Source organism: Geminicoccus sp. (assembly GCF_035556675.1).
GTDB lineage: Bacteria > Pseudomonadota > Alphaproteobacteria > Geminicoccales > Geminicoccaceae > Geminicoccus.
Map to the genome: position 1 here is coordinate 1 of NZ_DATMFZ010000180.1, position 13,124 is coordinate 13,124.

Below are 13,124 nucleotides of genomic sequence, written 5' to 3' on the forward strand. Positions count from 1 at the left end.
CCTTGACCGCAACCGCCCTGGCCCGCGGCTGGGCGGCGTCCATGGTCACGACATTGCCGCCCAGATAGACGGTGTCGGCGACCGGTGGCGGCGGTTCCTTGGCCATTCCGGGGGGTGCGAACAACATGCAGACGGCCGCCAGACTAATCCACGGACAACGCCTCGCCATGGGTCGCACCTTCATTTGTTAGTTTCTGGAAAAATGCATACATATACCAAATCGTCAAGCAACCTAAGTCCAAGTTCTCGGCGTCACACGAGCTGGACACGGACCGCGTCTATTTGATCATTAATTTGCCCGCAAGAAGACTATTAGGGTGAACATTCGAGACTTTTTCGCCGTCAACGTGCATGGCGAGCGGGTTCAATAGCCGGCCCCAGATCCGCTTCGCCTGCGCGTCAGCGGCCGACGACATGACCGGTGCGCAACCGGCTCAGCAGCGTCCGGCTGCCGAAGGATCAGCCTCCTGACGGATCATGGTGAATGGACGGGGAGCTACCGGGTGCTAGAAACGGGCCGGATCCACTCCGGCGTCCATGCCAGCCAGGATCACCTCGGCACATCGGAGGTCGGCGGAAGCACCATCATGGTCCACCGTCCTGCGCAGGGATTGCAGCAGGTCACGAACGTCGACCTGCTGCAATCCCTGCTTCAGCCAAAGCCGTGCGATCCGGTGGATGTCCGCCTCGATGGAACGCTCTTCGGTCTCGTTCATCACGGCCAGAGTCCCGGCACTCACGGACAGGCCAGCAGCCCACTGCCGCCGTGCCGGCGGGTCCTCAGCGAGGAAGCAGAGGAACTAGGTGATCTGGGACAAGGCGCCCAGCCGGCGGTGCCGGGCGATCGCGTCGCGCAGTGCCAGGATCGCATCCTCGCCAGGCCCCGATGCCGCCTGGGCTGCGGCGCGGATCGCGGCACTGGCCGCACTGTTCATCTCGAAGCCACGCCCTTGCGGCCGATCGCCGGCAGGAGGCGCAGGCAGGAACTGGGAGATGGCTGCGGCTACGACCCGCCGGGGCCCGCACGGAAGACGCAGATCCTTCAGGTCATCGTCGTTCAGGTATGGCAGCGGGCCCGATCAGGTGCCGGCCGCGGCGCACCCTTTCCCGCTCACTTCACGGCGCCCGCGGTGAGCCCCTTGATGAGGTAGCGTTCCAGGAGGATGCCGACGATCGCGAGCGGCAGGATGGCGGCGGTGGCGAGCGCTGCCATGGACCACCAGTTCACGCCCTGCGAGCCGGTCTGGCTGGCGAGCATGACCGGGAGGGTGTTGGCGTTGGTGCTGGTGAGCAATGCGGCGAAGAAATACTCGTTCCAGCAGAGCACCAGGGACAGGATGAAGGCCGCGACCATGCCGGGCAATGCTATCGGCAGGATGATGCGGAAGAAGGCGCCCCAGATCGAGGCGCCGTCGATGAAGGCGGCTTCTTCCAGCTCGATCGGGATGGACTGGAACTGGTCGCGCATGATCCAGATCACGATCGGCAGGACGGTCAGGGTGTAGAGCAGGATGATGCCGATGCGCGTGTCGAGCAGGGCCAGCTCGCGGTAGAGCACCAAAAACGGCATGGCGAGCACGACGGGCGGCAGGATCAGCTGCGAGAGGAAGAAGAAGGCCAGGTCGCGGTTGCCGAGCTTGCCGAACCGGTACTGGAAGCGGGACAGGCCGTAGGCGGCGAGCGAGCCCAGCGCCACGGCCAGGAACGAGGCACCCACCGAGATCACCACGCTGTTGCCGAAGCGCTTGAGGAACTCGTCGCGCACCGTGGAGATCTGGCCGATCGTCTCGGGCGAGAGGCCCAGTGAGCGCCAGCCCCGCCATTGCGGGGTGAAGTCGACCCAGGGGATCAGGTGGCCCTGGGTGACGTCGGCCGCGACCTTGAACGAGGTGGTGACGGTCCAATAGACCGGGAACAGCGACACGAAGGTCCAGAACAGGAGCAGCGCATAGACGATCACCCGGCCCCATGCCTGCCGGCTGGGCCGCTTGCGGGCGGCAATGTTCTGGTTGGGCAGACTGGTTGCCAACGGGGCCACTCCTAGCCTCAGGTCGTCGGGAAGCGCTTCATCCAGCGATTGATCAGCGCCAGCAGCACGGTCAGGAAGATCACGATCAGCACGAAGTAGAACTCCGCCAGCATCGTGCCGTAGCCGACGTTCGAGCGGTCGCGATACTCGCGGTAGATGAAGCTCGTCACCGTGTCGGTGGCCCCGCCCGGCCCGCCGGCGGTGGTGTTGATCACGATGTCGGCGAGCTTGAGCTGGAAGATGATGCGCAGGACGATCGCGGTGACGCTGACCGGCAGCATCAGGGGAAAGGTGATCTTCCAGAAGGACTGCCAGCCGGTGGCCCCGTCGATCCTGGCCGCCTCCATGATGTCCTTGGGCATGGCCTGCAGGCCTGCCAGGAGCAGGATCATGATGAACGGGATCGACACCCAGCTGTCCAGGGCGATGATGCTGGCCCGGGCGACCCAGGGCGTGGCGAAGAAGGCCGGGCTGTCCCAGCCCAGGAAGCGGGCCGCTTGTGCGAGCGGGCCGAACCGGTACTCCATGAGCGACTTGCCGATCATCCAGCTCACCGCCACCGGGCTCAGCATGAACGGCAGGAGGAAGGCCACGCGGAAGAACTTGCGCGCCCGGATCTCGGCGTTGAGCAGCAGCGCCAGGCCGAAGGCGATCGCGTACTGGACCAGCACCGCCAGCACGTAGATCACCATGTTGCCCATGGCGTTCCAGTAATAGGGGTCGTTCAGCATCGCGACGAAATTGTCGATGCCGTTGAACTGCCGCCCGGTGAACGAGCTCAGGTTCCAGTCGGAAAAGGCGATGAACAGGCCGAAGACGGTCGGGAACACCACCACGGCCAGGGTGAACAGGAAGGCCGGCAGCACGAACAGCGCCCGCTGGCCCTGCTGCCCGTGGCGCAGCACCTGGCTGGCGCACACGGCCACCGACCAGAGCACGTAAGCATAGAGCACCGGCCGCCAGTTGGCGAAGCCGACCCCCGTCCACCCGGCGCTGTGGAGGCCCTGCACCAGCACGGCCGCGAGAAGCAGCGCGGTCGCCGCCCAGAACAGGCCGCGGCCGATCGCCTGGCGCCGGGCCGGGTCGGGTGCCGCTCGGACGGGGGCGGCGGATGCGGTCGCGGACGGCGCAGGCGGCATCTAGATCCTCGTCATGGGCGTCCGCCCGGAGGCGGACCGTTAAAAAAAATTGCGCCGGCCCCGGCGGAGCGGGACCGGCGGACAGGATAACCTACAAGTCAGAGACCGAGCGAGGCCTGGTACAGCTTGATCTGCTGTTCGCGGCCAATCGAGTCGGTGATCTTCTCCCAGGCGGCGGCGATGTTGTCCGCCCCGGTCTGGGCGTCGACCTGGCCGGCGAACACCTTGGCCAGCTCGTCCTCGGCGACGCTGTAATACTGGAAGATGCCGGGGATGCGCGGCTCGATCGCGGCGTTGGGGTGGTTGTAGGAGTTGGACTGCGAGGCGAGGTAGCCGGAGATGAATGCCTCGTCGTAGCCGGCCTCGGTCCACTCCGCGATGTTGAAGTGGCTCTTGCGGTAGGGCTGGAAGCCCGACGGGTAGGCCGAGGTCCACAGCGACAGGTCCTTGCCGCCCAGATGCGCGGCAGCGCTCCACGCCGCCTTGTGCTTCTTCGCGTCCCCGTCGACCCTGGCCATCACGTAGATGCCCCAGCCGATATAGGCCATGTTGGGGGCAAAGCTCGGCCCGTCGGCGAGCTTGTCCCACTGGCCGGTCTTGCTGTTGTAGACGTCGTCCGAGCCCGGGAGGATGTCGAAGCCGATCGTCTCGCCGATCACCGAGGAGTCGCTGGTCCGGGCGTTCGAGCCGATGTCGCCCCACCAGGACAGCATCGAGCCGGTGCCGAACAGGAACTGCTGGAAGCCGGTGGTGTTCGGGTCGGCGTTGAGCTGGTCGGCCGGCTGGTCGGGCAGCACATCCAGCACGTCCTGGATGGCGCGCACCCAGGCGGGGTTGTTGATGCGCGGCTTCATCGTGTCGACGTCGAACAGCCAGGCCTTGTCGTCCGGGTGCTTGGCATAGGCGGTGGCGCGGCTGGCCAGGAAATAGAAGCCGAACCCGCCCCAGGGCTTGAGCGGATCCAGATAGCCATAGGCGTCCTGCCCGGCGACCTGCTTGCCCTTGAGGAACTTGGTCACGGCCTGGACCTGCTGCCAGGTGCGCGGCACGCCCCACTCGCCCTCGTGACCCTCGGCCTTCCACGCCTCGGCCAGTTCCGGATCGCTGAAATAGTCGGTCCGGTAGTTGAAGTTGTGGCAGTCGCCGTCGATCGAGATCCGGTAGGTCTTGCCGTCCCAGGTGCCGACCGGCGCCTTCAGGTAGTCGACATAGTCGTCCATGTCGATCTGGGCCTTGACCCAGTCCGGCATCTCGGACGCGAGCCCCTTGCCGCAGACATCGCCCTCGAAGGGCGCGCCCATCTCCAGGATGTCGAAGTCGACCGTGCCGGTCGCGATCGCCTGCTGCAGGCGCGGGTTGTAGTCGGCCTGGGCCAGGTCGATCCAGGTGATCTTCGCCCCGGTATAGGTCTCCCAGGGCTTGAGGAAGCCGCGGAACAGGAGGTTGTGCAGGTTCTGGTTGTTCAGCCCCATGAAGGTCAGCTCGACCCCGGCGAACTCGCCTTCCTGCACATTCTGCTTGGTGGCCCCCAGGCACAGCTCGCCGACCTGCTGCCAGTCGGCGTCGCCCGGCGAGCCGGCACCCACGCCCGGGATCTGCAGGATCTGGGCACGGATGCTGTCCTGTGCCGCAGCCGTCCGGGACAAGGCACCCAGCCCGCCAGCCATGCCCAGCGCCATGCCGAACCCGGCGGCACCCTGCAGGAGCCGCCGGCGGTCGACACTCAGAATGTCCAGCCGATCATTCGACCATTTCGCCATCGTCGATATCCTCCCCCATCCTGCAATATTCAGGGATCCCGCGGCCGCGGGCCGCGGCGGTCCAGTTCGTCTGCGCTCAATTCCCGCCGGGGAGACTTCCTCCGGATCCAAACGCATGTCGAGGTGAAACACGCGGCCGGCACTCCTGCGGGCGCCATGGCGATTTCCGCACAGTCGCCATTTTTCCCGCAGTCGCCTAGACTGCCGGATATGCGGGGCCAGTGACCGGTCCAACCCAGCAGGAGCGAGCAAAAATCAACCCGCGGCCGAAGAATCAGGAAAGCCCACTGCTGGCGGCCGGCGAGCGAAGCTTCCGGCTGCTCATCGAAGCGGTGTCCGACCATGCCATCTATCTGCTCGACCCGCAGGGGCGGATCATCACCTGGAACCCCGGCGGGGAGCGGATCACGGCCTACCTGGCCGACGAGGTGACCGGCCAGGACTTTTCCCGTTTCTTCTCGCTGGAGGACCAGGCAGCGGGCAGGCCCGGCCAGATACTGGCGGCCGCCGCCGCGGATGGAAGGTGCGAGGACGAGGGCTGGCGGGTGCGCAAGGACGGCAGCCGGTTCTGGGCGATGGCCGTGCTCGACGCGATCCGGGACGAGGCCGGCCAGCTGATCGGCTTTGCCGGGATCACCCGGGACTTCACCGAGCGCAAGCTCGCCGAGGATACCCTCCGGGCCAGCGAGCAGCAGTTCCGCCGCCTGGTCCAGGGGGTCACCGACTACGCCATCTTCATGCTCGACCCGGACGGTCACGTCACGAGCTGGAACAGCGGTGCGGCGATGCTGAAGGGCTATGGCGCCGACGAAATCATCGGCCAACACTTCTCCCGCTTCTATACCGAGGAGGACCGTGCGGCCGGCCAGCCGGCCAGGGCACTCGCGGCCGCACGCGAGCAGGGCCATTTCGAGAAGGAAGGCTGGCGCGTGCGCAAGGACGGCAGCCGGTTCTTCGCCAGCGTCGTGATCGACCCGATCCACGAGAACGGCCAGCTCGTCGGCTTTGCCAAGGTCACCCGCGACATCACCGAGCGGCGCCAGGCGCAGAAGGCGCTGGAGGAAGCACGCGAGCAGCTGTTCCAGGCGCAGAAGATGGAGGCGATCGGCCAGCTCACCGGCGGGATCGCCCACGACTTCAACAACCTGCTTCAGGCGGTCTCGGGCTGCCTGCAGATGGTCGAGCGCCGCAGCGACGATCCGCGGATCCGCGAGTTTCTGGTCGCCGGGCAGCAGGCGATCGACCGGGGTGCCAGGCTCACCCAGCAGCTGCTGGCGTTTGCCCGCCGCCAGCCGCTGCACCCGGAGCCGATCGACATCGGCACGACGCTCACGGTCACCTCCGAGCTGCTGGCCCGCTCGCTGCGTGCCGACATCCGCCTGGAGATCGACCTCGAGCCGGAGCTGTGGCGGATCGAGGCCGATCCCACCCAGTTCGAGCTGGCGCTGCTGAACCTCGCAGTCAACGCACGCGACGCCATGCCAGATGGCGGCCAGCTCACGATCGAGGGGCGAAACCTGTCGCTGCCCCCCGGCCAGGACCCGGAAGGGCTGACCGGCGACTTCGTGCGCCTGCGCGTGATCGATACCGGCACGGGCATGCCGCCCGAGGTCGCGGCGCGGGCGTGCGAGCCGTTCTTCACGACCAAGGAGGTCGGCAAGGGCTCCGGGCTGGGGCTCAGCCAGGTCTACGGCTTCGTCCGGCAGTCGGGCGGTGCCGTCCGCATCGAGACCCGGCCGGGTGCTGGCACCACGATCGCCCTGATCCTGCCGCGGGCCGCAGCGGCGGGAACGGGCCTGTCCCATCCGGCCTCCGATCAGGGCATGGCCGCCGCATCCTGATCGCGCGGTCCCGGCCAGGCCGATGGCCGTTTCAGGAATTGCGCCGGCAGGTGGCCTGGGCGGAAGGGAGGCCCCGCGAGCGGGCCTGCCGCTGTTCTGCCGGCCCTTCCCGCGAACCCGGTCAGCCCGGGTCCGCGCTTTCGGCCGGCCACATGCCGGCGGCATCGGCGCGAGCGTAGAGCAGGTCGATGATCGCATCGATCGCCGGGTCCACGCTGCGCGGATAGTCGGTGCGGATCCGGGTCCGCTCGCGGTCGATGCCGTTCGCCTTCCACACCGCACCCTTTGCCGCGACGTTCTGCATGAAGCCCTGCAGGCGGTCGCAGGCCTTGGCGAGCCTGGCCTCCGGCGTTTCACCCGCCTCGAACTCGCGCCACAGCCCGTCCACCCGCGCGGCGAGATCATCCGGCAGGGTACCGAACAGCTGGGCCGCGGCGGCCTCCTCCCGCTCGGCCTGCCCCGCCACGCCGGCCTGATCGTAGGCATAGGTGTCGCCTGCCAGGATCTCCACGAGGTCGTGGACGGCGACCAGCGCCAGGGTCCGGCCGAGATCGACGGCGAAGCCCAGCTCCCGCTCGAGCAGGACGGCGGTGAGCGCCATGTGCCAGCAATGCTCGGCCACCGTCTCGCGCCGGCCGACACCCGGCACGATCCCCATCCGCTCCACCGTCTTCAGCCGGTCGGCGAGCAGCAGGAAATCGACGATCGCCGCGAGACGTTCGCTTCCCGCCGCGCTAGGTTCCGCCCGCATTCGCGCTCTCCTATCGTGAACCGGCGACCGGCATAGGTGCAGATGGAACTCGCAAGCAACGCCCTGCCCGGCGAGGGACGGCCCCTGGTGGTGCTGCACGGCCTGCTCGGCAGCGGCCGCAACTGGCTCGGTCCGGCGCGCCGGCTGAACGAGAGCGGCCGACCGGTGGTGCTGGTCGATCTGCGCAGCCATGGGCAGAGCCCCTGGGCCAAGCCCATGAGCTACGACGCCATGGCCGACGACGTGGCCCGGCTGATCGCCGGCCTGGGCGACGGGGCGGTCGACCTGCTCGGCCACAGCATGGGCGGCAAGGTCGCGATGAATCTGGCGCTGCGCCGGCCCGACCGGGTCGCCCGGCTGGTGCTGGTCGACATCGCCCCCATCGCCTACCGCCACCGCTCGTTCACCGACTATCTGCTGGCGATGCGCGCCCTGGACCTCGCCCAGGTGCAGCGCCGCGGCGATGCCGACCGGCTGATGGAGCCGGCCGTGCCCGACCTCGCCATGCGCTCCTTCCTCCTGCAGAACCTGGAAAGCGACGGCGGGGGCGGGTTCCGCTGGCGGGTCGACGTCGACCTGCTGCTGGCGGCCCTGCCGGACCTGATCGGCTGGACCGACCCGCCCAGTACCCCGCCATTCCCCGGGCCGACCCTCCAACTGCGCGGCGCGCTCTCGCCCTATGTCGACGAGGCCGGCGAGGCGGCACTGCGCCGCCTGTTCCCCCGGGTCGAGATCGAGAGCCTGCCCGAGGCCGGGCACTGGCCCCATGTGGAGGCGGCAGAGCCCTTCTTCGCGGCACTCCAGGCCTTCCTGACCCGGCCCGCCACGTGACAGTGGCACGGATGGGCCGTTGATCCGCCAGGGCGGGCTGGTCGAGCGCACCGCACCGGTCCTGTTCCTGCTCCTGTGGAGCGGCGGCTACATCGCCGGCCGGTTGGGCCTGGCCTATGCCACGCCGATCGCGATGGTGGCGATCCGCTTCGTGCTGGCCGCTGCGATCTTCGCCGTGATCGCGTTCGTGCTGCGCGCGCGCTGGCCGCGCGGCATCGAGCTGTTCTGGGTAGCGCTGGTCGGCCTGCTCAACCTGGGCGTCCACTTCGTCCTGGTCTACCTGGCCTTCGCCAGCGGGGTCGGGGCCGGCACCGCCGCCCTCATCAACGCGCTCCAGCCGGTCATCACGGCCTGCATCGCCATGCCGCTCCTGGACGAGCGGGTCCGGCCCTGGCAGTGGCTGGGCCTGGTGCTCGGCCTGGTGGGCGTGACGCTGGTGATCTGGAACAAGCTGGCGCTGGGCCTCGGCACGCCGGGCGGCATCGTCCTGGTCTTCGCCGCCATGCTGGCGCTGACCGGCGGCGTCCTCCTGCAGAAGCGGTTCTGCCCGAGCTTCGACCTGTGGGCGGGCGGCACCGTCCAGTATCTGGCGGCCGCCGCATTCAGCGTCGCGGCCGCCTTCCTCGCCGAGACGCCGAGCGTGACGCTGGCGCCAGGCTTCCTGGGCGTGATGGCCTATCTGGTGCTCGCCAACTCCATCGTGGCGGTGACCCTCCTCAACCTGATGATCCACCGGGGCGAGGCGGCACGGGTGACCAGCCTGCTCTATCTGGTGCCGGGCCTGGCGGCCTTGCTCGCCTGGCTGATCCTGGGCGAGACCTTCTCGCTCCTGGCGATGCTGGGCCTGGTCGCCGCCGGAGCCGGGGTCTGGCTGGTCCTGGCCGGCGGCAGTCGCCGGGCCTGAGCCAGCGGTCACGTCCCGTCTGCGGGTCACATCGATGGTGCCGGACCGGATTCCTGGTACAGTCCTCCCCCGATCCTGACCCGGTCCCCTGGGAAGAATTGCATGGCCGGTCCAGAAGCGACACGCCGCCTCGCCGCGATCCTCGCGGCTGACGTCGCCGGTTACACGCGGCTGATGGAGCAGAACGAGCGGCAGACGCTTGCGCGCACCCTCGCCTGCCAGTCCGAGCTGGTCGAGCCGCTGCTGACCAGCCGGCACGGCCGGCTGGTCAAGCGGATGGGCGACGGGCTGCTGGCCGAGTTCGGCAGCGTCGTCGACGCGGTCGACTGTGCCGTGCGCATCCAGCAGGCCATGCGCGCGCGTGCCGCCGACGATCCTGCCGAGGACCGGATCCGCCTGCGGATCGGCATCAATCTCGGCGACATCATCGGTGCCGCGGACGGCGACATCTATGGCGACGGGGTCAACCTCGCGGCGCGGCTGCAGGAACTGGCCCCGCCGGACGGCATCGCGATCTCGGGAACCGCCTTCGACCACCTGCCGGGCAAGCTGGACTGCACGATCACTCCGATCGGGGAGCACCGCCTCAAGAACATCGCGCGCCCGGTGCGGGTCTATCGGGTCGATCCCGCCGATGGCCGGCCCCCGCCGGCACTGCCCTCGCCCGGGCCAAGCGTGGTGGCCCCCTCGGTTGCGGTCCTGCCATTCGTCAATCTGAGCGGCGATCCGGCAGAGACCTATCTGAGCGACGGCATCACCGAGGACATCATCACCGAGCTCGCCCGGTTCCGGCCGCTGGCGGTCGCCGCCCGGACCTCCTCGTTCCGCTTCCGCGACACCGACCTGCCGATCCACGAGCTCGGCCGGCTGCTGGGTGCCCGGTTCATCGTGGAAGGCAGCGTGCGGCGCCACGGCACGCGGATCAGGATCACCGCCCAGCTGATCGAGGTGGCGACCGGCTGGCATCTCTGGTCGGAGCGCTTCGACCGGGATGTCGAGAAGCTGTTCGAGATGCAGGACCAGGTCGTGCGCAGCATCGCCTACACGGTGGCGACGCGACTTTCCCGGGAGATCCGCGAAATGGCGGGGCGCCGGCCGCCGGAGGACTGGGGCGCCTATGACTGCTTCCTGCGCGGCAACCAGCTCATGGACGGCACGCGGGAGGAGCGGGTGGAGGCTGCCGCCCTGTTCCAGCGCGCCCGGAGCCTCGACCCGCGGTTCGCCCGCGCCCATAACGGGCTGGCCTGGACCTGCCTGCTCGACGGCGTGGCGCCCAGGCCCCGCCCGGCGGGCCATGCCCTGCTGGACGAGGCGCTGGGCCATGCCGAGCGGGCCCTGGCCCTCGATCCCAACGACGCGCGGGTCCATTCCGCGCTCGCCAGCATCTGCCTGTTCCGGCGCAGCTATGACCGTGCGTGCGCCCATGACGACCAGGCTGTTGCCTTGAACCCGAACGACTCGACCGTCCTGATCGGCGCCGCCTGGATGCGGGCATGCCTGGGTGAGAACGAGCTGGCGGTGACGCTCATGGGCGAGGCCATGCGCACGGAGGCCTGGTACTGGTACCCTGCCCGGATCGACTTCCTGGGGCACCGCTACCCTGCCGCCCTCGCCCGCCTGGATGCCGGGAGCAATGCCGGCCCGCGATGCTCGGCCTGGCGGACCGCGATGCTGGCGAGGCTGGGCCGGCTGGCCGAGGCACGGGACGAGGCCGCCTCCTTCGTCACCCAGGCAGCCGCGCAATGGTGTGGCGAGGAAGTGCCGGATGCCGGGGAATGCTGCCGCTGGCTGCTCGACACCACCCCGCTGCGCCGTGCGGAGGACCAGGCACATTTTCACGGGAGCTTGCGGCTGGCGGGACTGCCGGTCTAGGAGCGGTCCGCTCAGACGGAGCCGGCCCCTTGCTGGCGGCTACAGTTCAGCTACGCTCGTCTGAGATGGGGGCCAAGTCGGCAGGTCGATCCCCCAGGATATTAGGAGGCTCGTGAACATGGAACTGCTGCTGGACACCGGCTCGCTGCGCGAACGCATCGAGACCCTGCCGCTCGAAAGCTTCGCCGAGGGTGCGCCGATACTCAAGGCGGGCACCAGCACGGGCAAGCTGTTCATCCTGGTTTCCGGCACGGCCCAGGTCACCAAGCAGGACGTCGAGATCTGCCAGCTGGCCGAGCCCGGTACGGTGCTGGGCGAGATCTCGGCGCTGCTCGGTCAACCGCACACCGCCGACGTCACGGCGGTCACCGCCTGCAGTTTCCGCGTCGCCGATGCCGCCGGGTTCCTGCGCTGCGACCCGGTGGCGGCCCTGTTCGTGGCGACGGTCATGGCCAGGCGGCTCGCCACGGCGAACGAGGCGATGGTCGAACTGCGTCACGGGCTGTCCGGGGAGAAGCCGCGCGGCGTCATCGGCCGGGCGCTGGACCGGCTGGGCAAGGCGCTGGCGCCGGACGTCGACCCGGAGCTGGCCCGCTACATGTATGCCGGCTGGATGTAGGAGACGTTGCCGGGCCCTGCCCGGCGTTGTGAGGATCGGCTTCCCGGCTCGAGCAGCCTGGAAGCCCTGTTCCAGGATGAAGCGGAGGTCGCCGACGGGATGTGTCCGGCGGCCGCCCCCGATACCGCCCGGCGCATGATCCGGGCGGTCCTCCCCGGCATGGCGGCAGGATGATAGACCTGATGCCTGCCCGATTCCCTGCTGCTTTGGCCGGTAGCCCGCGCACGGACGCTGCACGTGTGCCCGCTCTCTCCAGGCGCGGCATTCTCCAAATACTTGTTCATCTTGAACGCGTCTAACAGGCGCGGGACGGCGCGAATCGCGAAACCCTTCGCTGTCGTTCCACAGAACCGGCTAATTCATCTACCTGGATATTAGAAAAATCTCTTCCGGGTAGCATTTACGCTTCATTCGTCCACGTTGAAAGTTCAAGATTAAATTCCAGCAATATGGGAACTTTCTCTGGTGGTTTCCGGAACGAGCCGTATAACTACGGGTAATTCGGCGTTCTTAAGGGGGTCACAGCTGATAATCATGGCGTTATCCATGCATATGGATGAACCCATGATTCCGACATCAGTTCAGACGACAAACACAGCGCCGATTAGTTCCCCAGCCATCGATTGAGGTGTCCATGGTTCGCGTCCGAGGCGCGGCAATGCTTGCCGCGACTGTGCTGGCTTGCGCCCTGCTTTCTGCCACCCCGGCCCCGGCCGCGGTCGATCTGGGCACTGTCCCGATCGCCAATACTGGCTGGCGTTACAACCTGGTGTTGATACGCGCCGCTGGCCAGACCAATACTTTCAAGGCCGAGCAGTACCTGTCCTACCTGGAACAGTACAAGCTCACTGATGAGTGGGTGGTGGCCTATGCCGCCGCCGTCTCCGCGATCTACGGCACGCCGCTCGCCACCGGCCCGACGCCCAACCCGCTGCCCAGCGACCCCTCGATCGACCCGATCCTGGGCAACACGCCGATCGAGAAGTCCGGCTGGCGCTACCGCCTCACCGAACTCAAGGAACAAGGCAAGTACTCGGCCGCCAAGCAGGCCGAATACGAGTTGTACCGGGACAAGAACAAGGTCACCGATGCCTATGTCGACGCCTATGCCAAGGCGGTGGCGGCGAAGTTCCCCGAGGATGCGGTGACCGCACCGCCGCCCAAGGCCAAGAAGCCCTATTTCAAGTTCTATCGCGGCTTCCGCTACACCGGCATGCCGTCCTCGTTCGCCAATTGCGGCATCAGCGAGTTCATGCGGATCCTCTACGTGGAGGAGCTGTTCGGCAGCGGCTCCCGTGACGTGCCCAACACGGCGCACCTGCAGAACAAGGTCATCCCCACCCTGCTCAAGGAAGACAAGCAGTACGTGGTGATCGAC

At 67.9% G+C, this 13,124-nt stretch carries 12 protein-coding genes; 6 read left to right on the plus strand and 6 right to left on the minus strand.

The genetic code is table 11. The annotated features are described in order from the left end of the window. Nucleotides 1-506: 506 nt before the first annotated feature. The 5 genes from VNS22_RS13315 to VNS22_RS13335 form a co-directional block, all read right to left on the minus strand. On the minus strand, nucleotides 507-716 hold the full coding sequence (locus VNS22_RS13315; protein ID WP_325733159.1) for a hypothetical protein: 210 nt from the start codon (nucleotides 714-716) through the stop codon (nucleotides 507-509). Between the two features lie 84 nt (nucleotides 717-800). After that, nucleotides 801-935, minus strand: coding sequence for a hypothetical protein (locus tag VNS22_RS13320; RefSeq protein ID WP_325733161.1), 135 nt, complete (start codon nucleotides 933-935; stop codon nucleotides 801-803). Nucleotides 936-1,111: 176 nt separating this feature from the next. Next, nucleotides 1,112-2,002, minus strand: a complete 891-nt coding sequence (locus tag VNS22_RS13325; RefSeq protein ID WP_414653357.1) for a carbohydrate ABC transporter permease — start codon at nucleotides 2,000-2,002, stop codon at nucleotides 1,112-1,114. A gap of 44 nt (nucleotides 2,003-2,046) precedes the next feature. After that, nucleotides 2,047-3,168 carry a sugar ABC transporter permease gene (locus tag VNS22_RS13330; protein ID WP_325733165.1) on the minus strand — a complete coding sequence of 374 codons (1,122 nt, stop codon included), beginning with the start codon at nucleotides 3,166-3,168 and terminating at the stop codon, nucleotides 2,047-2,049. Between the two features lie 98 nt (nucleotides 3,169-3,266). Beyond that, nucleotides 3,267-4,928, minus strand: coding sequence for an ABC transporter substrate-binding protein (locus tag VNS22_RS13335; protein ID WP_325733167.1), 1,662 nt, complete (start codon nucleotides 4,926-4,928; stop codon nucleotides 3,267-3,269). Between the two features lie 287 nt (nucleotides 4,929-5,215). On the opposite strand from VNS22_RS13335, the gene VNS22_RS13340 reads away from it, so the two are divergent. Beyond that, nucleotides 5,216-6,769, plus strand: a complete 1,554-nt coding sequence (locus VNS22_RS13340) for a hybrid sensor histidine kinase/response regulator (protein ID WP_414653358.1) — start codon at nucleotides 5,216-5,218, stop codon at nucleotides 6,767-6,769. Between the two features lie 121 nt (nucleotides 6,770-6,890). Here the strand turns inward: VNS22_RS13340 and VNS22_RS13345 are convergent, their stop codons facing one another. Continuing rightward, nucleotides 6,891-7,520 (minus strand): HD domain-containing protein, encoded by a 630-nt coding sequence (locus VNS22_RS13345; protein ID WP_325733171.1) that lies wholly within the window; start codon nucleotides 7,518-7,520, stop codon nucleotides 6,891-6,893. 42 nt (nucleotides 7,521-7,562) lie between these two features. Between VNS22_RS13345 and VNS22_RS13350 the strand changes: the two genes are divergently transcribed. From VNS22_RS13350 to VNS22_RS13370, 5 genes are all read left to right on the plus strand, one after another. Beyond that, entirely contained in the window at nucleotides 7,563-8,351 is a 789-nt protein-coding gene (locus VNS22_RS13350; RefSeq protein ID WP_325733173.1) for an alpha/beta fold hydrolase, read from the plus strand. A gap of 19 nt (nucleotides 8,352-8,370) precedes the next feature. Continuing rightward, nucleotides 8,371-9,255, plus strand: a complete 885-nt coding sequence (locus VNS22_RS13355; RefSeq protein WP_325733175.1) for a DMT family transporter — start codon at nucleotides 8,371-8,373, stop codon at nucleotides 9,253-9,255. Between the two features lie 102 nt (nucleotides 9,256-9,357). Then, nucleotides 9,358-11,127, plus strand: coding sequence for an adenylate/guanylate cyclase domain-containing protein (locus VNS22_RS13360; protein WP_325733177.1), 1,770 nt, complete (start codon nucleotides 9,358-9,360; stop codon nucleotides 11,125-11,127). A gap of 118 nt (nucleotides 11,128-11,245) precedes the next feature. Then, nucleotides 11,246-11,746: a Crp/Fnr family transcriptional regulator gene (locus tag VNS22_RS13365; RefSeq protein ID WP_325733179.1), complete on the plus strand. Its 501-nt coding sequence runs from the start codon at nucleotides 11,246-11,248 to the stop codon at nucleotides 11,744-11,746. Nucleotides 11,747-12,404: 658 nt separating this feature from the next. Further along, nucleotides 12,405-13,124 (plus strand): hypothetical protein (locus VNS22_RS13370; RefSeq protein ID WP_325733181.1); only part of this gene is annotated, 720 nt, incomplete at its 3' end.

What these genes read in the sequence shown, in the direction of transcription:
- VNS22_RS13315 (WP_325733159.1), bottom strand. Translation starts at nt 716, where the DNA reads ATGAACGAGACCGAAGAGCGTTCCATCGAGGCGGACATCCACCGGATC.
- VNS22_RS13320 (WP_325733161.1), bottom strand. Translation starts at nt 935, where the DNA reads ATGAACAGTGCGGCCAGTGCCGCGATCCGCGCCGCAGCCCAGGCGGCA.
- VNS22_RS13330 (WP_325733165.1), bottom strand. Translation starts at nt 3,168, where the DNA reads ATGCCGCCTGCGCCGTCCGCGACCGCATCCGCCGCCCCCGTCCGAGCG.
- VNS22_RS13335 (WP_325733167.1), bottom strand. Translation starts at nt 4,928, where the DNA reads ATGGCGAAATGGTCGAATGATCGGCTGGACATTCTGAGTGTCGACCGC.
- VNS22_RS13345 (WP_325733171.1), bottom strand. Translation starts at nt 7,520, where the DNA reads ATGCGGGCGGAACCTAGCGCGGCGGGAAGCGAACGTCTCGCGGCGATC.
- VNS22_RS13350 (WP_325733173.1), top strand. Translation starts at nt 7,563, where the DNA reads ATGGAACTCGCAAGCAACGCCCTGCCCGGCGAGGGACGGCCCCTGGTG.
- VNS22_RS13360 (WP_325733177.1), top strand. Translation starts at nt 9,358, where the DNA reads ATGGCCGGTCCAGAAGCGACACGCCGCCTCGCCGCGATCCTCGCGGCT.
- VNS22_RS13365 (WP_325733179.1), top strand. Translation starts at nt 11,246, where the DNA reads ATGGAACTGCTGCTGGACACCGGCTCGCTGCGCGAACGCATCGAGACC.